The organism is Dietzia alimentaria 72, assembly GCF_000226215.1.
Classification (GTDB): Bacteria; Actinomycetota; Actinomycetes; order Mycobacteriales; family Mycobacteriaceae; genus Dietzia; species Dietzia alimentaria.
This window is the reverse complement of the sequence record NZ_AGFF01000008.1, coordinates 16,838-39,103: the sequence shown is the minus strand read 5'-3', so window position 1 is coordinate 39,103 and position 22,266 is coordinate 16,838. Positions and strand designations below refer to the sequence as shown.

Annotated in this window: 22 protein-coding genes, 3 tRNA genes and 1 riboswitch; of the genes, 8 read left to right on the top strand and 17 right to left on the bottom strand. The window is 65.7% G+C overall.

Annotated features, from left to right (window positions below):
* Together ON04_RS04770 and ON04_RS04765 are read left to right on the top strand one after the other, a co-directional pair.
* Positions 1 to 348, top strand: coding sequence for a GNAT family N-acetyltransferase (locus ON04_RS04770; protein WP_010540444.1), 348 nt, complete (start codon positions 1 to 3; stop codon positions 346 to 348).
* 40 nt (positions 349 to 388) lie between these two features.
* Positions 389 to 1,345 (top strand): DUF5996 family protein, encoded by a 957-nt coding sequence (locus ON04_RS04765; RefSeq protein ID WP_010540443.1) that lies wholly within the window; start codon positions 389 to 391, stop codon positions 1,343 to 1,345.
* Between the two features lie 417 nt (positions 1,346 to 1,762).
* On the opposite strand, the gene clpX is transcribed toward ON04_RS04765, so the two are convergent.
* From clpX to ON04_RS04740, 5 genes are all read right to left on the bottom strand, one after another.
* Positions 1,763 to 3,031: an ATP-dependent Clp protease ATP-binding subunit ClpX gene (gene clpX / locus ON04_RS04760; protein ID WP_010540442.1), complete on the bottom strand. Its 1,269-nt coding sequence runs from the start codon at positions 3,029 to 3,031 to the stop codon at positions 1,763 to 1,765.
* Positions 3,032 to 3,175: 144 nt separating this feature from the next.
* The gene (locus tag ON04_RS04755) at positions 3,176 to 3,799 is read right to left on the bottom strand and encodes an ATP-dependent Clp protease proteolytic subunit (protein ID WP_010540441.1); all 624 of its coding nucleotides are present in this window, start codon (positions 3,797 to 3,799) and stop codon (positions 3,176 to 3,178) included.
* Between the two features lie 68 nt (positions 3,800 to 3,867).
* Positions 3,868 to 4,509 carry an ATP-dependent Clp protease proteolytic subunit gene (locus ON04_RS04750; RefSeq protein WP_010540440.1) on the bottom strand — a complete coding sequence of 214 codons (642 nt, stop codon included), beginning with the start codon at positions 4,507 to 4,509 and terminating at the stop codon, positions 3,868 to 3,870.
* Between the two features lie 232 nt (positions 4,510 to 4,741).
* Positions 4,742 to 6,124 carry a trigger factor gene (gene tig, locus ON04_RS04745; protein ID WP_010540439.1) on the bottom strand — a complete coding sequence of 461 codons (1,383 nt, stop codon included), beginning with the start codon at positions 6,122 to 6,124 and terminating at the stop codon, positions 4,742 to 4,744.
* Positions 6,125 to 6,176: 52 nt separating this feature from the next.
* A tRNA-Pro gene (locus ON04_RS04740) sits at positions 6,177 to 6,253 on the bottom strand.
* A 200-nt stretch (positions 6,254 to 6,453) separates the two neighbouring features.
* On the opposite strand from ON04_RS04740, the gene ON04_RS04735 reads away from it, so the two are divergent.
* Positions 6,454 to 6,527, top strand: a tRNA-Gly gene (locus ON04_RS04735).
* A gap of 20 nt (positions 6,528 to 6,547) precedes the next feature.
* On the opposite strand, the gene ON04_RS04730 is transcribed toward ON04_RS04735, so the two are convergent.
* From ON04_RS04730 to ON04_RS04720, 3 genes are all read right to left on the bottom strand, one after another.
* Positions 6,548 to 7,375, bottom strand: a complete 828-nt coding sequence (locus ON04_RS04730) for an Fpg/Nei family DNA glycosylase (RefSeq protein ID WP_010540438.1) — start codon at positions 7,373 to 7,375, stop codon at positions 6,548 to 6,550.
* 22 nt (positions 7,376 to 7,397) lie between these two features.
* The gene (locus ON04_RS04725; protein ID WP_010540437.1) at positions 7,398 to 7,871 is read right to left on the bottom strand and encodes a ribose-5-phosphate isomerase; all 474 of its coding nucleotides are present in this window, start codon (positions 7,869 to 7,871) and stop codon (positions 7,398 to 7,400) included.
* 97 nt (positions 7,872 to 7,968) lie between these two features.
* Positions 7,969 to 8,595, bottom strand: coding sequence for a mycothiol-dependent nitroreductase Rv2466c family protein (locus tag ON04_RS04720; protein ID WP_029457742.1), 627 nt, complete (start codon positions 8,593 to 8,595; stop codon positions 7,969 to 7,971).
* 108 nt (positions 8,596 to 8,703) lie between these two features.
* On the opposite strand from ON04_RS04720, the gene pepN reads away from it, so the two are divergent.
* Positions 8,704 to 11,307, top strand: a complete 2,604-nt coding sequence (gene pepN / locus ON04_RS04715) for an aminopeptidase N (protein WP_010540435.1) — start codon at positions 8,704 to 8,706, stop codon at positions 11,305 to 11,307.
* A 13-nt stretch (positions 11,308 to 11,320) separates the two neighbouring features.
* On the opposite strand, the gene ON04_RS04710 is transcribed toward pepN, so the two are convergent.
* Positions 11,321 to 11,932 carry an HNH endonuclease gene (locus ON04_RS04710; RefSeq protein WP_010540434.1) on the bottom strand — a complete coding sequence of 204 codons (612 nt, stop codon included), beginning with the start codon at positions 11,930 to 11,932 and terminating at the stop codon, positions 11,321 to 11,323.
* Positions 11,933 to 12,123: 191 nt separating this feature from the next.
* On the opposite strand from ON04_RS04710, the gene ON04_RS04705 reads away from it, so the two are divergent.
* On the top strand, positions 12,124 to 12,519 hold the full coding sequence (locus tag ON04_RS04705; RefSeq protein ID WP_010540433.1) for a globin: 396 nt from the start codon (positions 12,124 to 12,126) through the stop codon (positions 12,517 to 12,519).
* A gap of 99 nt (positions 12,520 to 12,618) precedes the next feature.
* A complete protein-coding gene (locus tag ON04_RS04700; RefSeq protein WP_010540432.1) occupies positions 12,619 to 13,362 on the top strand; it encodes an SDR family NAD(P)-dependent oxidoreductase in 744 nt (247 codons plus the stop codon).
* Here ON04_RS04700 and ON04_RS04695 read toward each other — a convergent pair.
* The 8 genes from ON04_RS04695 to ON04_RS04660 all read right to left on the bottom strand — a co-directional run bounded on the left by ON04_RS04695 (position 13,349) and on the right by ON04_RS04660 (position 21,118).
* The gene (locus ON04_RS04695; protein ID WP_010540431.1) at positions 13,349 to 14,548 is read right to left on the bottom strand and encodes a site-specific DNA-methyltransferase; all 1,200 of its coding nucleotides are present in this window, start codon (positions 14,546 to 14,548) and stop codon (positions 13,349 to 13,351) included. The two genes, ON04_RS04700 and ON04_RS04695, sit on opposite strands and share 14 nt — an antisense overlap.
* Positions 14,545 to 15,243, bottom strand: a complete 699-nt coding sequence (locus tag ON04_RS04690; protein WP_050815261.1) for a DUF8185 domain-containing protein — start codon at positions 15,241 to 15,243, stop codon at positions 14,545 to 14,547. The genes ON04_RS04695 and ON04_RS04690 overlap by 4 nt, the downstream gene beginning before the upstream one ends.
* Positions 15,240 to 15,725, bottom strand: coding sequence for an acyl-CoA thioesterase (locus ON04_RS04685; RefSeq protein WP_010540429.1), 486 nt, complete (start codon positions 15,723 to 15,725; stop codon positions 15,240 to 15,242). The genes ON04_RS04690 and ON04_RS04685 overlap by 4 nt, the downstream gene beginning before the upstream one ends.
* Positions 15,726 to 15,727: 2 nt before the next feature.
* A complete protein-coding gene (locus tag ON04_RS04680) occupies positions 15,728 to 16,183 on the bottom strand; it encodes an acyl-CoA thioesterase (RefSeq protein WP_010540428.1) in 456 nt (151 codons plus the stop codon).
* A 2-nt stretch (positions 16,184 to 16,185) separates the two neighbouring features.
* On the bottom strand, positions 16,186 to 16,626 hold the full coding sequence (locus ON04_RS04675) for an acyl-CoA thioesterase (protein ID WP_010540427.1): 441 nt from the start codon (positions 16,624 to 16,626) through the stop codon (positions 16,186 to 16,188).
* 5 nt (positions 16,627 to 16,631) lie between these two features.
* Entirely contained in the window at positions 16,632 to 18,305 is a 1,674-nt protein-coding gene (ettA, locus tag ON04_RS04670; RefSeq protein WP_010540426.1) for an energy-dependent translational throttle protein EttA, read from the bottom strand.
* A gap of 124 nt (positions 18,306 to 18,429) precedes the next feature.
* Entirely contained in the window at positions 18,430 to 18,921 is a 492-nt protein-coding gene (locus tag ON04_RS04665) for a single-stranded DNA-binding protein (RefSeq protein ID WP_010540425.1), read from the bottom strand.
* Positions 18,922 to 19,087: 166 nt separating this feature from the next.
* Positions 19,088 to 21,118 carry a bifunctional copper resistance protein CopD/cytochrome c oxidase assembly protein gene (locus ON04_RS04660; protein ID WP_010540424.1) on the bottom strand — a complete coding sequence of 677 codons (2,031 nt, stop codon included), beginning with the start codon at positions 21,116 to 21,118 and terminating at the stop codon, positions 19,088 to 19,090.
* 109 nt (positions 21,119 to 21,227) lie between these two features.
* Here ON04_RS04660 and ON04_RS04655 point away from each other — a divergent pair.
* A tRNA-Arg gene (locus ON04_RS04655) sits at positions 21,228 to 21,300 on the top strand.
* 25 nt (positions 21,301 to 21,325) lie between these two features.
* A riboswitch (TPP riboswitch) is annotated at positions 21,326 to 21,423 on the top strand.
* Positions 21,406 to 22,266 carry an ABC transporter ATP-binding protein gene (locus ON04_RS04650; RefSeq protein ID WP_010540423.1) on the top strand — a complete coding sequence of 287 codons (861 nt, stop codon included), beginning with the start codon at positions 21,406 to 21,408 and terminating at the stop codon, positions 22,264 to 22,266. It overlaps the preceding riboswitch by 18 nt.

The window sequence follows — 22,266 nt, the reverse complement described above, 5'->3', positions numbered from 1 at the left end:
GTGACGCAGAGCAATTCCGAGTCCACCGAACCGGTGGTCCGTGACGCTCCCGAGAAGAAGCGTTTCGAAGTCGTCGTCGGTGGTGACGTGGCCGGGTTCACTCAATATGTCGACCACGACGAGCAGCGCATCTTCTACCACACAGAAATCGGCGAGCAGTACGCCGGACGGGGCCTGGCCAGCACGTTAATTGCCTTCGCACTGGCCGAGACCCGCGGCGCGGGTCAGCGAATCGTGCCGATCTGCCCCTTCGTGGCGCGCTATCTGGAGAAGCACGATGACTTCGCTGACATCGCCGACCCGGTAACCCCGGCCGCCCATCGTGCGGTCAAGAACTCGACCGCCTGATCGTGGTCGAAAGCACCTCGAAGCGCACCGGAGGCACCTTATGAGCACAAATGCACAGAAATCAGCGGGTCAGGGCCAGCGCTGGCCCGCCCTGCGGGTAGACGAGTGGACTGACACTCGCGACACGCTACACATGTGGACCCAGATCATCGGCAAGATCCGACTGGTAAAAACCACGCTGGTCAGTCACTGGTGGAATGTCACGCTTTACGTCAGTCCCCGGGGACTCACCACCTCGGCGATCCCGTACGAACTGGGAGTCTTCGAGATCGAGTTCGACTTCATCGACCACCGGTTGCACATCCGGACTAGCAGCGGCGGCACTCGGCATGTCGCACTTGAGCCCAAAACCGTTGCGGACTTCCACTCCGAGGTGTTTGCTGCCCTGTCGGAGCTGGGGGTCGGCATAGAGATCAGTGCGACTCCGAACGAAGTCGACCCGGCCATCCCTTTTGCCGAGGACCGCGTGCACAACTCGTACAATCCCGAGGCCGCGAACCTGTTCTGGCGTCAGCTCATCGCCGCGGACGGGGTGATGCAGGAGTTCCGTACGCACTTCCTGGGCAAAGTCAGCCCTGTGCACTTCTTCTGGGGCTCATTCGACCTGGCCTGCACCAGGTTCTCCGGCCGGACCGCCCCCACCCATCCCGGTGGGGCTCCGAACTGCGGCGACTGGGTGATGGTGGAGGGATATTCCCACGAGCTCAGCAGCTGTGGCTTCTGGCCCGGTGGCGGGGATGAGGGCGCCTTCTACTCCTACGCCTACCCGACGCCGGATGGCTTCTCCGAGTACCCGGTCGGACCGGAGGGGGCGTTCTACAGCGAGGAATTCGGACAGTTCCTACTGCCGTACGAGGCGGTACGCACCGCGACAGATCCTGAAAAGACGGTACGTGAGTTCTTGCACACCACCTACGAGGCTGCAGCAGAACTCGGCAAGTGGGATCGCGACGCGCTCGACACCGACCCGGGACGATGGGCCGATAGACAGGCTTGATAGCCGCCGACCCGAGAAGCGGACCGGCGGCTTTCGGAGCACCGCCGACTCAACTGCCGGTGGTTAGCGCGTGGCCTACCCCGGCTACCAGAGCGAGGCTGGCCGACATGAAAGCCCCGAGGATGGTAAACGGCGGCAGGTTCCCAGTCTGGATCCACTCGTGGAACTCCGCGGACATCTGCCCTACCGATCCTGCTGACAAGTCGAACATCGCACAACCTTCAATGAACTACCGGCCATCAGTATGACCAGTCGCCTCAGACTATAGCTATCGCAAGCTAACGAGCTCGCGAACCGATCTTGCAGGCCGTGGTGTGTGCACACCTCAAGTCCGACGACTGCGCACCTTGAGACCGGACACACGAATCGGCCCCCGCCCTGGGCGGGGGCCGACTCGTGTAGGTGTTGTCGGGATGCTCAGGCCGAGCGCTCGCGGAGCTCCTCGTCGGAGAACGGAACGATCGTCGGCAGGACATTGTGACGTACCGTCTCACCGGTGACCACCACGCGGGCCACGTCGTCGCGACCCGGGATGTCGTACATCACCGGCAGGAGGACCTCTTCCATGATCGCCCGCAGCCCGCGGGCGCCGGTGCCCCGCAGGATGGCCTGGTCGGCCACAGCCTCCAGGGCATCGTCCGTGAACTCGAGCTCTACACCGTCCATCTCGAAAAGCCGAGCGTACTGCTTGACCAGTGCGTTCTTGGGTTCAGAGAGGATATTGACCAGCGCCTCACGGTCCAGGCTGGTCACGGTTGCCACCACAGGCAGGCGACCGATGAACTCTGGGATGAGGCCGAACTTGACCAGGTCTTCAGGCATGACCTCCGAGAAGTTGGCGGTGGTATCCAGCTCGGACTTGCTGGCCACCTCGGCACCGAAACCGAGTCCCTTGCGGCCGACCCGGTCGCCGACGATCTTCTCAAGCCCCTGGAACGCACCCGCCACGATGAACAGCACGTTCGAGGTGTCGATCTGGATGAACTCCTGGTGCGGATGCTTGCGGCCGCCCTGTGGCGGCACCGACGCCTGGGTCCCCTCGAGAATCTTCAGCAGCGCCTGCTGCACACCCTCACCGGAGACGTCGCGAGTGATGGATGGGTTCTCCGCCTTGCGGGCGATCTTGTCGACCTCATCGATGTAGATGATGCCCATCTCGGCACGCTTGGTGTCGAAGTCCGCGGCCTGGATCAGCTTGAGGAGGATGTTCTCCACGTCCTCACCCACGTAGCCGGCCTCAGTGAGCGCGGTGGCATCGGCGATCGCGAACGGCACGTTGAGCATCTTGGCGAGCGTCTGAGCGAGATAGGTCTTACCGCAGCCGGTAGGACCGAGCATCAGGATGTTGGACTTGGACAGCTCCACGCCGTCGCCGCGGCCGAGCGACGCGCCCACCCGGATCCGCTTGTAATGGTTGTAGACGGCCACGGCCAGGTTCCGCTTGGCGGAGTCCTGCCCGACCACGTACTCGTCGAGGAACGCATGGATCTCCGACGGCTTGGGCAACTCCTCGAGCGCCGAAGTCTGGGTCTCGTCCACCTCGGACTCGATGATCTCGTTGCACAACTCGATGCACTCGTCGCAGATGTAGACCCCGGGACCGGCGATCAGCTTCTTGACCTGCTTCTGGCTCTTCCCACAGAAGGAGCACTTCAGCAGGTCGCCGCTCTCACCAACACGTGCCATGAGTTCTACGTCCTCGCATTCCAGGGTCCGAGACCAGACCCCATAGTCGACGGTACGCGGGGAGGACAGGAAATCCGACCCAGCGCCATCGGTTCATTGGACCCGACAGCGCGCCGCTACCTACTGCGGCGCGCCGCCAGGGCGTCAGTTGCCCGTCGACAGTTTGCGATAGTCGAACACGGTGTCGATGATCCCGTATTCCTTGGCCTCCGCCGCCGTGAGGATCTTGTCCCGATCCGTGTCGTCGCGGACCTGCTCAGCGGTGCGCCCTGAGTGCTGCGCCAGTGTGGACTCCATGAGTCGGCGCATGCGCTCGATCTCTGCGGCCTGGATCTCCAGGTCGGAGACCTGGCCCTGGAAACCGCCGGTGGAGGGCTGGTGGATGAGGATGCGGGCATTGGGTAGGGCGGCCCGCTTCCCCGGCGTACCCGCCGCGAGCAGGATCGCAGCGGCCGACGCGGCCTGCCCCAGGCACACGGTCACCACGTCGGGACGCACGTACTGCATGGTGTCGTAGATCGCCATGAGCGAGGTGAACGAGCCACCCGGGGAGTTGATGTACATGGTGATGTCACGGTCCGGGTCCTGCCCCTCGAGGACGAGGAGTTGGGCCATGATGTCGTTCGCCGAGGCGTCGTCCACCTGGGTGCCGAGGAAGATAATGCGTTCCTCGAACAGCTTGTTGTAGGGGTTGGACTCCTTGACGCCGTAGCTGGAGTGCTCGACAAAGGAAGGCAGAATGTACCGGGAGGTCGGCAGTGAGGTCATCGGTGACTCCGTGGTCGTATGCGGGGCTGGGTGGGCTGCGGGAGCGCTCCCGTGGGCGGCGGGCTCGATCACGACGGAGAGGTCCCGCCGGTCTGCGAGGCGCGCGCGATCACGTGGTCCACGAACCCGTACTCCTTGGCCTCTTCCGCAGTGAACCACCGGTCGCGGTCCGAGTCCTCAGTGATCTGCTCGAAGGACTGGCCCGTATGGAAGGCGATCAGCTCTGCCATCTCGCGTTTGGTGGCGGCGTACTGCTCGGCCTGGATGGCGATATCGGCGGCCGAACCACCGACGCCCGCCGAGGGCTGATGCATCATGATCTTGGCGTGCGGCAATGCGTGTCGCTTGCCCTTGGTGCCCGCGGTCAGCAGGAACTGTCCCATCGAGGCGGCAAGTCCCATGCCGTAAGTGGCCACGTCACACTCGACGAACTGCATCGTGTCGTAGATCGCCATGCCTGCGGTCACTGACCCGCCGGGCGAGTTGATGTACAACGCGATGTCGCGGGTGGGGTCCTCCGCCGCGAGCAGCAGGATCTGCGCGCAGAGGCGGTTGGAGATGTCGTCGTCAACCTGGGAGCCCAGGAAGATGATCCGTTCCTGCAGGAGTCGCTCGTAGACCGAGTCTCCGAGGGTCAGCCCGTGAGATCCGGGCGAACTGAGGGCGGGCTGCGTCGAACCGGGCTGTGCCGCTGAACCGTTGTGGGCCACGGGGAACCTACCTTCGCTCATCGTCTTCACCGCTCACGCGGCGCCCAGCCGACCGGCGGCCGGGAATCCGTTACGTCAAACAGTAACCAACTGCTCCGACGGAACCGTCCCGGCGGGGCGGATGTTCGCTCTCAGCGTTGGTACTCGACCCGGAATACTGACCGGGGGCCGGGGATCACGTGTGGTGATCCGCGGCCCCCGGGCGGTACTTCGCAACTTCAAACGGCGATGATCAGGCGTCGGAGTCGTCGCCCTCGACGCTCGCCTCGTCGGCGGACTCGGTGGACTCGTCCTCACCGGTGCCGAAGAACTCACTGGTGTCGACCGCGTTGCCGTCGGTGTCCTTGACCGAGACCTGCTCGATCACGTCGGCCAGGGCCTTGGAACGTCGGACGTCGGCGAACAGCGAGCCGAGCTGGCCGGCGCCCTGGATCTGCTGCACGAACTGGTTCGGGTCCATGCCGTAGCGCTGGGCCTGGAACATGATGTGCTGAGTGAGTTCCTCCTGCGAGACCTCGGTCGAGTTCTCCTCGGCGATAGCGTCCAACAGCAGCTGGCTGCGGATGGCGCGCGCCGCACCCTCGCGGGTTTCGGCCTCGAAGGTCTCGCGGTCGGTGCCCTCGGCGGCGAGCGCCTGGTCCAGGATCGACGCGTCGCCACCGAACTGGTCGATGAGCTGGTGCATCTGAGCGTGGGCCTCGGCGTCGACCACGGCCTCCGGGGTCGGAACCTCGGTGGCCTCCATGAGCGCGTCGAGAACCTTGTCGCGGATTTCGCCCGCCAGGCCGGCCTTGGCCTGCTGGGCGACCTTCTCAGCGAGGTCGGCCTTCAGCTCGTCGAGGGTGTCGAACTCGCTTGCGAGCTGGGCGAACTCGTCGTCCGCCTCGGGGAGCTCGCGCTCCTTCACGGACTGGACGGTCACGGTGATGACTGCCTCCTTGCCGGCGTGGTCCCCGGCGACGAGCGAGGAGGGGAACTCCTTCGACTCGCCGGCCTTGAGCCCCTCGACCGCGTCGTCGAGTCCGTCGACGAGGGTGCCGGAACCGAGCTCGTACGACAGGCCCTCCGTGGAGGCCTCCTCGACGGCTTCGCCGTCGACGGTGGCTGCCAGGTCCACGGAGAGGAAGTCCCCGGTGGTGGCACCGCGATCGACGCCCTTCAGGGTGCCGAAGCGGGCACGCAGGTTGTCGAGCTCGGTCTCGACAGCCGCGTCGTCGGACTCGGGCGCCTCGACGGTGACCTTGAGGTCGCCGAACTTCGGCAGGGTGATCTCGGGACGCACGTCTACCTCGGCCGTGAACTCCACGACATCGTTGTCCTCGAGCTTGGTGACCTCGATCTCGGGCTGCGCCATGACCTTGAGGTCGTGCTCCTCGACGGCCTCGGAGTAGCGCGCCGGGATCATGTCGTTGATGACCTGCTCGAGAACGGCCGGACGACCGATCCTCGACTCGAGGAGCTTGGCCGGGGCCTTACCCGGACGGAAGCCCGGAATATTGACCTGGCCGGCAAGCGACTTGTAGGCCTTGGCGAAGTCCGGCTCGAGCTCCGCGAACGGCACCTCTACGGTGACCTTGACCCGGGTCGGGTTCAGCTGCTCGACAGTGCTCTTCACGGTGATGATCTCCTAGGAAAGTCTTGTTGCGATTCGTGTCTTCAGGCTCCGCTGGTCGGGATGACAGGATTCGAACCTGCGACCCTCCGCTCCCAAAGCGGATGCGCTACCAAGCTGCGCCACATCCCGGTGAGTCATGCGTCCGACCACTCCGCTCCGAGCACGGAGTCACGGTCAGGCCGCCAAACCAACTCGCCCAGTGTACGACAGGGCATTCCCTGCGACGATTCCGCGTTGGCGGGGTGGGAGTTGGGGGCTCCGCCACGGTCCGGTAGTCTTACTGAAGCACGAGCGAGATCGGGGATAAACTCCCAGGTCAGTGCTCCGATGCGGGTGTAGCTTAATGGTAAAGCCTCTGCCTTCCAAGCAGAATACGCGGGTTCGATTCCCGTCACCCGCTCCACAGCCCAATGCGGGCGCTCACTACCGGGGAGCTTGGCAGGTGGGGCACCAGAAGAGTCTGCGCGCCTCAATCATCTGCATTCGTACTTCGTCCCCGCATACGCGGCACGCCCATCCGTCTCGTTGATAGACGTAGTTGCGCGGCCTGTCTGCCCCGCGTCGCGGGAGGTCTCCGTAGTCGTGTGGGGGCCGGATCGTGTGGATCGCCCCCGTATCGACACCGACAGCCATGAGCGCCACGAGGTCGTCCCAGATCAGGCGGAACTCCCCCTCCAGCACCAGGCGCCCAGTCCGGAAGGGGTCGAGCCCTGCCCTGAATAGCACCTCGGCGCGGTAAACGTTGCCGACGCCGGCCAGCACCTTCTGGTCCATGAGCAGCGCACCGATAGGCCTCGCGCTGCGATTGATCCGCTCCCAGGCCTGCGCCGGGTCGGCGTCCGGGTCTAGCGGATCCGGGCCCAGCCGCGCGCGGACCTTGTCTACCGCGGAGTCGTCGATCACCTCGCACCGGGTGGGTCCACGCAGGTCGGCGTAGTGGGCGGGCCCGTTGCACGCGACCGCTCCCACCCGCATCCGTACCTGCCCGACGGGGGCGGGCGGGTCCTGCCCCTCCGGGACCAGGTGAGTGTCGAAGAACCCGTACAACCCCAGATGGATGTGAACCGTCAGGCCACCCTCGTAATGATGGAAGAGGTGCTTGCCGGTCGCGGTGGCACGATCGAAATACCGTCCGTCGACGAGGACGTGATCGACGAACCGCCCCTGGGGGCTGGACACACGGACCGGCCCGCCTGCGAAATACTCGGTGTGCAGGCGGGCCAGCCGGTGGAGAGTGTGCCCCTCAGGCATGGACTTGCTCGGGCGTTATGACTCAGGCTCCAGGGACCGGCGGGGCCTCGTGGGTCCGCTCGTATTCGGCGAGGATGTCGATACGCCGTTGGTGCCGCTCGGCCCCGGACCACTGCTGGTCGAGGAACGCATCGACGATCGCCAGCGCCTCTTCCTGCGAGTGCATCCGCCCGCCGATGCCGATCAGCTGTGCATTGTTGTGCTCGCGGGCGAGGCGGGCGGTCTCGACGCTCCACGCCAGGGCGCAGCGGGCACCGGGGACCTTGTTGGCGGCGATCTGCTCGCCGTTCCCCGAGCCACCCAAGACGATGCCCAGGCTGCCGGGGTCGGCGACGACCCTGCTGGCCGCGTCGATGCAGAAGGCAGGGTAGTCGTCCTCGGCGTCGTAGGCGTGAGCTCCACAGTCGACCACCTCGTGGCCGGAGGCCTTGAGGTGCTCAGCTATGACGTTCTTGGTCTCGAAGCCGGCGTGGTCCGCCCCCAGGTAGATGCGCATGCCCGCGATTCTGCCACGCGTGGCCGCGATCTCGTCGAGCGGTCGAGTCGCCACCGCAGGCCGACCATGACGGTCCACCGAACCGCACCGGCGCGCTTCAGTCGAACTGCGGCGCTTCGGTGCGGCTGCGCTTGAGCTCGAAAAAGTAGGGGTACTCGGCCAGCAGTGCAGCGCCGTCGAACACCTTGCCGGCATCCTCGCCGCGCGGGATGCGCGTCAGGACGGGACCGAAAAAGGCGGCCCCGTCGACATGGACCACCGGGGTTCCGACCTCGTCGCCCACCGGGTCCATGCCCCGGTGGTGCGAAGCGCGGAGCTCGTCGTCGAACTCGTCGGTTCCCGCTGCGGCGGCGAGGCCGGCGTCCAGGCCGGCCGCCTCGAGCGCCTCGGTGATGACGGTGGGGTCATCGATGCCGCGGCCCTGGTCGTGAATGCGGGTGCCCATCTCGGTGTAGAGCGAACCGAGCACCTCCTGGCCGTGGCGCTTGGCTGCCGCGATCGCCACACGCACCGGCCCCCACCCGAGCGTCATCTTCTCCATGTAGTCCTCGGGCAGGTCCCGGCCCTGGTTCAGCACGGACAGGCTCATGACGTTCCAGGTCAACTCGATGTCTCGGACCTTCTGCACCTCGAGGATCCAGCGGCTGGTCACCCAGGCGAAGGGGCAGAGGGGGTCAAACCAGAAGTCGACCGAGCGGGTGGCGGATTGGGAGGTTGAGGTCATGACCCCATTGTCGCGGTCCGCGGCGTCCTTCGCCACTGCGACAGCCACAGGGCCTTCCGGGTGGTAGGACTGATGCGATAGCCGAACCCCAGGAACGGAAGATCACAGATGCGCTCGCTCAACCTCACCCGCGCCGACGCCGCCGCCCGATCGGAGCTACTCGCCGTCGAGTCGTACGACGTGGAGATCGATCTGACCGACGGACGCGGCGGGCCCGGGTCCGGCACCTTCCGCTCGCGCACCGTGGTGCGGTTCTCCTGTTCGCAACCGGGAGCGGAGTCCTTTATCGATCTCCGCGCCGCGGCGATCAGGTCCGCGACCCTGAACGGCCGGGAACTGTTCCCGGCCGAGCAGAAAGAGCGGTACGACGACGAGGACGGCATCACGCTGACAGACCTGCAGCAGACCAACGAGCTGATCGTGGACGCGGATCTGGCGTACACGACGACCGGCGAGGGCCTGCACCGGATGGTCGACCCGGCTGACGACGAGGTCTACCTCTACTCGCAGTTTGAGACCGCGGACGCCAAGCGGGTTTTTGCCTGCTTCGACCAGCCTGACCTCAAAGCGCGCTACACCCTCACCGTCACCGCACCGGAGCCATGGGTCGTGGTGGCCAACACGTTTGCAGAGCAGTCCCCCGCCACCAACGGGGGCGTGGTGCACCACTTCGCACCGACCAAAATGATGTCGACGTACCTGGTCGCCCTCATCGCGGGGCCGTACCACGTGGTTGAGGACGCCTACTCGGACGAGCACGGAACCATTCCTCTACGGTTGTTGTGCCGTAAGTCGCTGGCCGAATTCCTCGACGCGGACCGGTTGTTCGCCGAGACCAAGGAGGGGTTTGGCTTCTACCACCGTGAGTTCGGGCTGCCGTACGCGTTCGGGAAATACGACCAGATCTTCGTTCCCGAATTCAACGCGGGCGCCATGGAGAACGCCGGCGCCGTGACGTTCCTAGAGGATTACGTCTTCCGTTCCCGCGTCACCGGCTATCGCTACGAGCGGCGCAACGAGACGATTCTGCACGAGATGGCGCACATGTGGTTCGGCGACCTGGTGACCATGCGATGGTGGGACGACCTCTGGCTCAACGAGTCGTTCGCGACCTTCGCCTCCGTGCTGGCCCAGGTCGACGCCACCCGGTACACCGACGCATGGACCACCTTCGCCAACGTCGAGAAGTCATGGGCGTACCGCCAGGACCAGCTGCCCTCCACCCACCCGGTCGCAGCGGACATGACCGACCTCGAGACGGTGGAGGCGAACTTCGACGGGATCACCTACGCCAAGGGCGCCTCCGTGCTCAAGCAGCTCGTGGCCTACGTGGGACGCGAGCCGTTCCTCGCTGGCCTGCGCGCCTACTTCGCCGAGCACGCGTTCGGAAATGCCGAGTTCCACGACCTTCTCTCAGCGCTCGAGAAGTCATCGGGGCGCGACCTGGCGGGGTGGGCCGATCAGTGGCTGCGCACAACCGGGATCAACCCGATTGCCGTCGACGTCTCCACCGCCGCGGATTCCCGAACGATTGAGGAACTGGCCGTGGTCCAGGGACCCGCCGCGCCGGGCGCGGGTGAGCTTCGCACTCACCGGATCGGTGTGGGCTTATACAACCGCGACGGCTCAGGCGCCCTTGTGCGCACGGCTCGCGCCGAGCTCGACATCTCTGATGAGCGGACGATCGTGAACGACCTGGCCGGGCAGTCTGTGCCGGACCTGATTCTGCCGAACGACGAAGACCTCACGTACTGCTCAGTGCGGCTCGACGAGCGATCCCTGGCCACCGTCCTTGACTCACTGGAGGACGTCTCCGATCCCCTGGCCCGCACGCTGTGTTGGTCGGCCCTGTGGGAGATGACCCGTGAGGCGAGACTGCCCGCTCGCCGGTTCGTGGAGGTCGTATCCCGGGCTGCCCCACGTGAGTCCCACATCGGCGTTGTGCAGCGGGTGCTCACCCAGGCCCACACAGCCCTGGCCCGCTACGCCGATCCAGACTGGGCTGCTGCCATTGGATGGCCGCAATTCACCACCTCGATGCTCGACGCCGCCCGTGAGTCGGACGCTGGCTCGGATCACCAATTGGCATTTGTGACGGCCCTCACCGCGTGCCCGCTCGGGCCCGACCAGACGCGACTACTCACCACGCTCCTGGAGGCCGGTGCCGACGATGCGGGATTGACCGGACTCGTGATGGATACGGATCTCCGATGGACTGTGCTCACCGCTCTCGTGGCCGCCGGAGCCGCGGGCATCGAACGGGTTGACGCACTCCTAGCCGAGGACGACACCGCCGGAGGTGCTCGCCGGGCTGCCACCGCCCGAGCCGCTGCGCCCACGGTCGAGGCCAAGCATGCGGCAGAGGAACTGCTCCTGCGTACCGGATCGGACGCGCCGACCAACGCGATCGTACGCGCCACTTTGCTCGGGATCGACCTTCCCGGCCACGAGCACCTGCTCGCCGGACTATCTAAGCGCTACCTGGACAATGTGACCGCACTCTGGACCGAGCGTCCCGGCGACCTGGCGCAGACCGTGGCCGAGGGGATCTTCCCGTCCTGGGACGTGGACAGGGCGACCGTCGAGCGGTTCAAGGCCGTGATCGCCGACCAGTCGCACCCCGCATCCCTTCGCCGAATCGTCGCCGAGCAGATCGCCGATATGACCCGTGCGCTGGCCGCGCGAGCTGTCGACAGCGCCGCGGGCGGCTGAGACGACAGGGGCTTCAGGCCGCGTCGAGATAGAGGTAGTCCTCCCAGTGTGGGCCGATCTCACGTAGCTGGGACACCAGCCGCCACGTCCGTCCCTGCGGAGCTTCAAGAGAAACGCGCAATTCCCAACCCAGCTCCGACAGCAGACGGTCCGCCTTGCGACGGTTGCATGGAGCGCAGGACGCGACGCAATTCTGCCAGCCGTGCACTCCCCCACGACTACGCGGGATTACATGGTCGATTGTCGTGGCCTTGGCGTTGCAGTAGCCACACCGGTGCGCATCGCGGTACATGAGCGCGGCACGAGTCATGGGCACCTGCGCCCGGTACGGGATGCGCACATATTCGCGCAGACGGATCACCGACGGCACTCGGATCGCGGTGTCGACCGAGCGAATCATGACTGCAGCCGGATGCTCGTGCACCACGTCGGCCTTGCCACAGAGCAGCATCACCACGGCGCGGCGCGCGGGCAGCGCCGTAAGGGCTTCGTAGCTGGCATTGAGCAGGAGCACGCGGGGTGCCGCCGCGAGTGCGGCCTGCGGCGCGGCCGCAGGGTCGCGCGGGGACTGGGCTCGGGGACCCCGTTGTCGGTAGTCCGTATCCGCGCGCACCGCTGTGCCCATGCTCGCTCTCCGCTCGTCTGCTCCGAGCCCAGTGACACGATCGGCAACTGGGCTCGTAGTGAACTTCGCCTGCAACGATGATGCACCTTCGACAGGCCCCGCGTGCGATTAACGGGGAGCGTTTACCGGGTACGACAACTCATCACCTGCTCAGGGGCCCCGAATCTGACGAGGCGGGCATGATGGAATGCATGAGCAGCAGCACGTTCTATGACGAAGTCGGCGGAGCGGAGACGTTCCGGAAACTGGTCCACGAGTTCTACCGCGGCGTGGCGAACGACCCCGAACTGCGGGCGATGTACCCGGAGGAGGACCTGGGTCCGGCTGAGGATCGCCTCCGCATGTTCCTTGAGCAGTACTGGGGCGGGCCCACCACCTACTCCGAGCAGCGCGGGCACCCGCGGCTGCGGATGCGACACAACCCTTACGTCATCGACCGCGCCGCCCACGACGCCTGGCTCACCCACATGCTGGCCGCGCTCGAGACCATCGACCGCGAAACCATGGACGACGAGCATCGCGCGGCTATGGTCGACTACCTGACCCGTGCCGCCGCGATGATGGTCAACGCTCCCGACGTCGTGTGAAGGAAGAAACTTGACGGGTGTCTGTCGTTCCCGCACGGAGACGGCCCGCTCCTGTGCATGATCAGTACATCCAGCACTCATCATGAAGGGTTTACGAAGATGCGACTAGCGGGTAAAACAGCCATCATCACCGGAGGTGCCGGTGGGATCGGCCGCGGCATCACGCGCGCATTCGTCAAGGAAGGTGCCTCGGTCCTCGCCGTAGACATCAACGACCAGGCCGGCGAGGCGCTCGTGTCAGAGCTCGGCGACTCCGTCCGCTTCCTGAACGCCGACATTTCCGTGGAGGCCAACTCCGCGAAGATCGTCGCGGCGGCTGTCGAGGCGTTCAGCGGCGTCGATGTGTTGGTCAACAACGCCCACGCCTCCCAGCAGGCGCCTCTGCTGGAGACCACACAGGAAATGTTGGACCTGTCGTTCGGCACGGGCTTCTACCCGACCTTCTGGTTGATGAAGGCCGCGCACGCACAGCTCGCGGATCGCGATGGCTCGGTCATCAACTTCGCCTCCGGCGCCGGAATCAACGGTCATCCCACGCAGGGGTCGTACGCGGCGGCCAAGGAAGCGATCCGCGGTATCAGCCGCGTCGCGGCCAATGAGTGGGCGCGCGACGGCATCAACGTCAACGTGATCTCGCCGCTTGCACTCACCGAGGGTGTGGAGAACTACATCGAGGCCAATCCGGGCATCGAGAAGAAGCTGCTCGCCGGGAATCCGATGCGCAGGTTCGGCGATCCCGAGGCTGATATCGGTCGCGTCGCGGTCTTCCTGGCGTCCGACGACGCCTCCTATATGACCGGTCAGACCCTCATGGTCGACGGCGGCAGCGTCATGCTCCGCTGATCCGCAGCCGCGGCAGCAGAACGTCCCGAACCGTCGCTGTGTTGCGCTCCACCACAACCCAGCGGCGGCCGAGGTCGCGTGCCGCCACGGCTGTGGTTCCCGAGCCGGCGAACAGGTCCACCACCAGGTCGCCCGGCCCGGTGGCCAGATCGACGATTCGTCTCAGCAGCGTCTCCGGCTTAGGGGTGCGGAACGAATCGACACCGGCGGCCCGCAGTTCGGCCCGCGCGGTGTCGGTGGACCCGACCTCTTGCGACAACCAAATCGTCTTGAGCTTCTTGATGCGCCCCGTCTCGTGCCTGTCTCGCTGGTAGATGTCCACGCGCGGTCCCGAGCGGCCACGGACGGTCCTGCACACCAGTTCATGGGCCCGTTCCTCCGCACGCGTCCGCGACCAGCGCCACACCGCCGGAGTGAGATCTCCGAACACCGGAAGGATCTCCACAAGCCCGGGGACCGGGTCCACGGAGACATCCCCGGTCTCAGGATCGCCATAGAGCGGGTAGGTCATGGTCGGAGTGGTGCGCGGGTTGAAGCGCTTGTTGGTGTTGCGCAGGGGCAGGAGACGAAAACTCACGCCGTCCTTTCCGACGTGCGGGAAGTCCGCCGGGTCCACGGTGGAGGTGACACCGGCGGCCATGTCGACACGGTCCGGGTCGCGGGCGTAGACCATGAGCCTGTCGTGGGAGCCTGCGAAGAACCGGTCGAGCTGCCTGCCCTTGGGATTGCTCTCGACCGTCAGGTCCGCGATGAAGGCCTCGGTCCCGAACACCTCGTCCAGCAGGCAGCGGACGCGATGTGCCTCCGCGTCGTCGAGGTGCACCCAGACGGTTCCCGTGTCGGCGAGGAGGTCACGCGCCACCGTGAGTCGGGTCTCGATGTAACCGAGCCACTCATGCCTGGGCATGTTGTCGTGGTATCCGTCAAAGCGGCCGCCACGGTTGTAAGGCGGGTCAAGATAGACCAGCTGTGCGCGGCCCGTGGTCGCGAGACCATACTCGGACAGTTCTTCCTGTGCTTCGGCGATCCGCGCCCCGTCCCCCACCAGCACGGCGCCGACAGGGCGGTGTTCCCCGCCGGTGTCGTCGGGAATCACCGCCTCCACGCGGGGGGCCGGCCCCTGAGAGCCGGGGGATTCGGGTTCGCCCCGCCCCGGCCAGTCGACCGTGAACCCCGGTGTGATCACCGCAGAGGTTCGAGTGTGAGGGCGTCGGTACGGCGGAACGCCGTACCGTAGCGCGCGTCGAGGCGCAGCCAGGCCCCACGTTCGCTCACCCGGACAGGCTCCCCCTCGGGCGCTCGCCCCTCGCGTTCGGGAACGAAGCCACACATGACCACGGAGAACACGGTGCGCATGTCCACACCCACCGGGTGGTCTGAGTCCGCGCGGACAGTCAGCGCCTCTTGGTCGAGCAGCGACGGCGGCAACCCTGCGGGGCCGGCGTTCTCCTGCGCCGCGCGGCGTCCGGAATCTGTGAGATCAAGCAGGACCTGGGCAGGCAGGTTCTCTACCTGCTGGAATCCATCCGCCGGTGGCAGCAGGCCCTGCCACGCCGAGGCCAGCGGCATGCCCGGGTCGATGAGTCCCTCGCGGTCGCCGCGAGGCAGGACATCGAGTTCATGGAGTAAGTGGTCGGCACCACAGACCACGTCGCCGCCGGGGCACTCGCCCCCCAGTCCGCGAACGACCAGTGTGCCGAACGGCGTACGAGCCCACATGCGCAACCGACCCTCTTCGCCGCGGGTCAGTCTGACGACCGTGGCCTCGTCGAGGCGCAGGAGTCGGCGCAGCAGGGTGCGCACATCGTCGCGATCCACGGGATCGGGAATCCGTATCTTCCCAGAATCCGCCCCGGACGGATCGAGGGATGAGCCCGTCATGCGGACGCCTCGTGGACGAACTTCGACAGGTAGTCGCGCTCTGCCCTGCTGAGCCGGCGCGGACGCTGCGTGCTCAGGTCGAAGGCCGCGATCCTTGCGGTGCACTCCACGGCCGGTGGTGCCGAATCCGGGGTGGTACGCCCGCGGACCTGGTGGCGCGCCACGAATAATGCACCGCCAACTTTTTCGCACCACATACGGATACGAACCGGTCCTTCAGCATGCTTGACCTGACCGCGGTACTTCACCTCGAGGTCCGTCATCACCGCGCCGGCAGCGAGTGTGGCGGTGGGGATGCCCTCCTCGAACAACCACGGGATGCGAGCCTCCTCGATCAACGTGATCATCCGCGCGTGGTTGACGTGGTGATACAGGTCCTGGTCGGACCACCGCACCGGCATAGCGGCCGTGTAGACCCGCTGCCCCGCCTCACCGGAGACCCCGAGTGGGCCCCCGGTCTCGTAGACGAGCTGCTCTGTCACTTTTACGCCCCCTGCTCGGTGATCGCTGTCCGCTGCTTGGCGGCCTGCAGGACGTTACGCACGCCTGCCGGGATCTCCACGGCTGTAGAGGTGGAGGAATCGTAGGCGACCATCACCACACGTAGCGTGCAACAGACCTCACCGGCGGCGTCGAAGATCGTCTGTCGGATCTGGTACGAAGTAGTGCCCACGTGCTCGACCTGGATCTCCACATCCACGGAGGTCGAATCGCGCAGGATGGGACGGAGATGGTCGATCTCGGTCCGCCGCACCACCTGCGGAAGATTGCCCAACCCGAATGGGCTGAAGCGACTGCGGATGAAGAGAATCCGAGCTTCTTGCGCGTATTCGATGTACTTGACGTTGTTCACGTGACCGAACTGGTCGAAGTCGGCCCACCGCACCTGCAGCGTGCAGCGGAACGGCTCGACGTCCGAATCGTGAGTGGGCTGACTCATGACTACTCCCCCCCACCCTCGAGTAGAGCCGCGCGCTCCTCGGGGGTGATCTCCAGTGTCGTGACCTCGTCGTCCGCAGTCACCACGAGCACCGTGTCGATAACAGCACATGGCTCGTCGCCCGAGGCTTCCGTACCGATCGACGTGCGCATGGTGAACGAGGTCCGGCCGACGCGCAGCGTCTGCACGTCGACCCAGACCTCGGACACTCCCATCCCGATGACGCGACGGAAATCGATCTCCATCCACCGGGCGAGCGCGATCGGCACCCGCGAACCAGGCACGTCGAACTTCTCACGGAACCAGAGAAGCCGCGCGTCCTGGGAGAACTCCTGGAACCGCACGTTGTTGACGTGGATCCCCACGAAGTCGGAGACCCGCAGCGGGATATGAACCCGGTGCACGGCCCCCGCCTGCGAGTCCTGGGCACTGCTTGTGTTCATGATGCTCAGTCCCGTGTGAGCTTGCGGTGCGTGACCCGGCTGGGGCGGGCGGCATCTGCACCGAGACGCTCGATCTTGTTCTTCTCGTAACCGTCGAAGTTGCCCTCGAACCAGTACCACTGCCCCTCGGCGACGTTGCCCTCCCAGGCCAGGATGTGGGTACAGGTCCGATCGAGGAACCAGCGGTCGTGCGAGATCACGACGGCGCAGCCCGGGAACTCCTCGAGAGCACCCTCGAGGCTGCCCAGCGTCTCCGTGTCGAGGTCGTTTGTCGGCTCATCCAGCAGGATCAGGTTGCCACCGACCTTGAGGGTCAGGGCCAGGTTGAGGCGGTTGCGCTCACCACCCGACAGGACACCGGCTTTCTTCTGCTGGTCCGGGCCCTTGAAGCCGAAGGCGCTGACGTAGGCCCGCGACGGCATCTCGTTCTGGCCGACCTCGATGAAATCGTTGCCCTCGGAAACCACCTCCCACACCGACTTCTCGGGGTCGATGTTCGAGCGGTTCTGGTCCACGTAGCTGAGCTTGACCGTGTCACCGATGCGCACCGTCCCTGCGTCCGGCTCCTCGAGTCCAACGATGGTCTTGAACAGCGTGGTCTTACCGACACCGTTGGGGCCGATCACGCCGACGATGCCGTTACGCGGGAGCGTGAAGCTCAGGTCCTTGATGAGGATGCGGTCGTCAAAACCCTTCTGCAGGTCATTGACCTCCACCACGACACTGCCCAGACGCGGCGGCGTGGGGATCTGGATCTCCTCGAAGTCCAGCTTCCTGTGCTTCTCGGCTTCGGCCGCCATCTCCTCGTACTTGGCCAGACGGGCCTTGGACTTGGTCTGACGAGCCTTGGCGCCGGACCGCACCCACTCGAGCTCGGCTTTGAGTCGCTTCTGCAGCTTCTGGTCCTTCTTACCCTGGACCTCCAGACGCTCGGCCTTTTTCTCCAGGTAAGTGGAGTAGTTGCCTTCGTACGGGTGCAGCTTGCCGCGGTCGACCTCACAGATCCACTGTGCGACGTGATCGAGGAAGTACCGATCGTGTGTGACGGCCATGACGGCGCCCGGGTACGCGGCCAGATGCTGCTCCAGCCAGAGAACGGACTCGGCGTCCAGGTGGTTCGTGGGCTCATCGAGCAGCAGCAGGTCGGGCTTGCTCAGCAGCAGCTTGCACAGCGCTACACGGCGCATCTCGCCGCCGGAGAGATTGGTGACCGGCGAGTCGCCAGGCGGGCAGCGCAGAGCGTCCATCGCCTGCTCGACCTGTGAATCGATCTCCCAAGCGTCGACGGCGTCGAGGTGCTCCTGGAGCGTCCCCATCTCCTCCATGAGCTCGTCGGTGTAGTTGGTCGCCATCTCCTCCGCGACCTCGTTGTAGCGACGCAGCTTGACCATCGTCTCGCCGAGGCCATCCTCGACGTTCTCCTTGACGGTCTTGGACTCGTCCAGCACCGGCTCCTGCATGAGGATGCCGACGGTGGCCTGGGGATCGAGGAACGCCTCACCGTTGGAGGGCTGGTCGAGTCCGGCCATGATCTTGAGGATCGAGGACTTACCGGCCCCGTTAGGGCCCACGACGCCGATCTTCGCACCGGGATAGAAGGCCATCGTCACGTCGTCGAGGATCACCTTGTCCCCGTGCGCCTTACGAACCTTCTTCATGGTGTAAATAAACTCGGCCATTCTACCCTCTCACCTGCGCAAATAGTTCACTTCACCGCGGTCGGGCCGCGGGCACGACCTCCATGTTACGTGTCCGCCCGCGGCCCCGGTGTCCCCGTCGGACACCTGCTCCACCCCCACTCGGTCAGCCCGCGCCGGCCCCCGCGAACTCTTCCGTCTCCGCCTGGTCCGCGCCGGCCTCGTCGAGGTCGTGCGAACCGATCTCCATGGCGTGCTCGCCGGTCGCCTCCATCCCTTGGAGGCCGCCCTCGACGGAGTCCGGCTCCGCGCGCTTGACCGTGACGTCCATCCGGGACAGGTCGGGGCCCAGGGCGGTCACGCGCATCTCGAGGTCGCGCATGAGATGGCCGTCCTTCTCGTACTCGTTGGTGAGCAGGCGGCCGTGGACGATCACCCCGTCGCCCTTGCAGAAGACGGTTGCCGCACGCTGCGCTAGTCGTCCCCAGCAGTTAGCCGAAAAGTACAGCGTGCCGCCGGTCTTCCACTCCCCCGACTGCCGATCCAGGTAGCGCGTGTTGCTGGCTACCCGAAAAGAGAACACCTGGTCGTCACCCACCCGCCGCGTACGGGGATCAGTGATCACGGTTCCGCGGACGGTCGTTGTGGTCTCGTTCATGGGCTCACTCCTGTCACCTCGGACCGACCGTGCGTCGGCCTCGGTTCCGAAGCGTGCCCCACCTCGTCGTCGTCAGCTCCCCTCCCGGACGTCCCCGGCACCCTCCCTGTGGAGAACGACGGACGTGTGGATACAACCCGGGAGAACGACGACGACGAGCGCTGTCTCAGTGATGGCGGTCCGACCTGGCCATCTCCGCGAGCATCTCGTTATAGGCCTTGAGCTCGGCGTCGTCGTCACGGTCGGCCTGCCGCTCCGAGCGTCTCGCCTCCCGCATATCGCTCTGGTACCACTGCCACGCCAGGGCCACCATGACGATGAACAGTGGGATCTCACCCGCAGCCCACGCAATGCCGCCGCCGACCCGCTGACTCTGCAGCAGATCCGGGATCCAGGGCAGGCCGATACCCGAGTACCACCCCTCTGCCAGAACCGTGGGGAAGTTCATGAGCAGGATGCCGAAGAACGCGTGGAACGGCAGCGAGCCCAGCAGCGCCATCAGCTTGTACATGGGCGAGAAGTGACGCGGGGCGGCGTCCACACCGATGATCACCCAGTAGAAGAGGTAGCCACTGATGAGGAAGTGGACGTTCATGAACATGTGGCCCAAATGCTCGGAAGCCAACGCCTCGTAGAAGCCGCCGAAGTACACCAGATAGAAACCGGCGACAAACTGCACAGACGCCACGATCGGGTGGGTAAGGAATCTGGACAGTGGGTTGTTGATGAACTCCACCAGCCATTCGCGGGGCCCCGGCGGATTACCGCGGCCACTCGGGGGTAGAGCACGAAGGGCGAGGGTGAGCGGGCCGCCCAGGGCGAGGAAGACCGGCACCAGCATCGAGATCAGCATGTGGCCCACCATGTGGCTGGCGAAGTCGGCCATCATGTACATGCCCAGGCCGGAGCTGGTGGTGAAGAACAGGAACACGCAGCCCGCGACCCAGAAGGCCGTGCGGCCAGGCGGCCACGAGACACCGCGTCGGTGTAGTCGCAGCAGCCCCCAGAGATACAGACTCAGCAGGATCACCGCGGCGAGCCCCAGCACCAGGTCGAAGCGCCAGAGCCCGAACACCGTGCTGAACGAGAAAGGTCCCGGCAGTTCGAAGCCGAGCAGGGCCTCCTGCCGGGTGGGCACGTACAGCGGTGCCGGCGGCGGGGTGCGCCCCAGCGAGACCGACAACCCCAGCGTGCCTGCCATGACCATCGCTTCGACCACGACGATCCGCAGAAGCATCCGTCGGTCGACGGGCGCGTTGGCGTTGGTGCCGTCGATCTTGGCGATCACCCGGCGACGCACCGCCAGTCCGAACAGGGCCAGCAGGCACAACAGCAGCGCTTTGGAGACCACCAGCAGCCCGTAGGTCGAGGTGAACAGGTCTGCGGGGTGCAGGCGGACGATCCCGTTGATCAGACCCGAGAACGCCAGTGCTCCGATGGCGACCGTGGCCACCACCGAGTAGCGGCGAAGCGCCAGCGCCACGCGGGTGCCGCCACGCATCGTGTGGGCGATTACCGCCACGAGCCCGCCGATATAAAACGCAGCGGCGAGCAAGTGGATGATCAGCGAGTTCGTGGCCAGGTCATGGGCAGTACTGCCGGACGCGTGGCCCGTGGCCGCCACCGGCAGAAGCGAGAGCACCGTCACCGCCATCCAGATGACAGACCAGCGCCAGCTCAGCGTGAGTCGCTGTCCTATGCCGGCGATCAACGCGATGAGGGCCGCCCATCGCCACGAGGACGCCACATCGATCTGGTTGATCGCCACGATCCACTGGTCCGGCGGCATCGATTGCCAGAACGTGCGACCCGAGACGTCCGAGAGCGTGAGCGGGATGAGCAGTGCCGCAGCCACCGCCCAGGCAATGTTGGCCCACGAGGAGATCTGCTGCATCCGGTAGCCGTCCACATCCAGCGTTTTGTCCTTCTGCGGCGGAGTGAAGAACGCCGCGAACAGAGCGGTACCCACGGCGACCGAGGCCAGCAGTTCGCCGATGGACCGGAGTGCGGGTAGTCCAGCCGTGGTGAGCACGCCCGGGTCCGGCACACCGATCAGCTCAAGCGCCACGTCCGTGGACATGGCCGACAGTGGAACCACCACTGCAGCCGCCACCGCCGCGAGGAGCAGGACCAGTGGAACGATGCTGCGGGTTCCGAACCGTCCGGCGGTGGCAACGGCGGACTTAGACGACGTCATGACCTCCATCGTAGGAAGCCGGAAGCCCGCGGGACGATTCGCGCCTTCTGAACGCTCCCCCGCGATCGGCTACCATTCTCCCGGCGACGCCTCGCATGGGGCGTCGCAAGCCTCCGTAGCTCAGTGGATAGAGCATCCGGTTTCTACCCGGCTGGTCAGGGGTTCGAATCCTCTCGGGGGCGCATGGGGCTGGTTTTTTCGATCAGCACCGTTGGCACGGGGTGCCCCTACCGAACGGGGCTGAGATCACACCCGTTGAACCTGAACTCGTTCACACGAGCGGAGGGATGTCATATGACCTGGCGCGCGCTGTGGTGAGCCGAAACGCGGTGGAGAGCGGAGCCGGAACACCGGCAGTGGCTCTCGATGGCCTTGGCCACACGTACGCGGGCGCGCAGCGCCCCGTTCTCGATGACCTGAGCCTGTCCGTTCAGACGAGCGAGCACATAGCGGTCGTCGGACGCAGTGGCTGCGGCAAATCGACGCTGCTGTCACTCATCGCAGGCCTGTCCGAACCGACGACGGGTTCCGCCGTCGTTCTGGGCAAACGCCAGGCTGCACAACGCCTGGATTCGTGCGCTCTGATGCCTCAGGGTGACAGCCTGTTGCCCTGGTTGAGCTTGCTCGACAACGTCGCTGTCAGCCTGCGCAACCAACGGGTGGGCCGGCGAGCTGCCCGCGCCGAGGCCGAGCGAATGCTGGAACACCTGGGCCTGGGAGCGTGGTCCGACGCCCGACCTTCAGCTCTCAGCGCGGGCATGCGTCAGCGTGCGGCGCTCGCGCGCGCCCTACTGGCGCGTAAACCCATACTGCTGGCTGACGAGCCGCTCGGTGCGCTCGACGCGATCACCCGCGCTGACGTCCAGCAGTGGCTACGCGAGACGATCACCGGCACCTCTGCCACCCTCGTCATGGTCACGCACGACGTTGATGAAGCGTTGCTGCTAGCCGAACGCGTCGTACTGCTGGCACGAAGCAAGTCCGACGCCCCGGCGCGCGTGGTATCGACCTGGCCGGGCTGGTTCAGCGACGACCGGCCCCGCGAAGTCCTCCTCGGCGACGAGAAATTCGCTGTCGCCCGTCGGGAAGTGCTCCAGGCTCTGGCCTGCCACAACACCCAGCCAGCCGAGAAAGGAGTTGCCCGATAA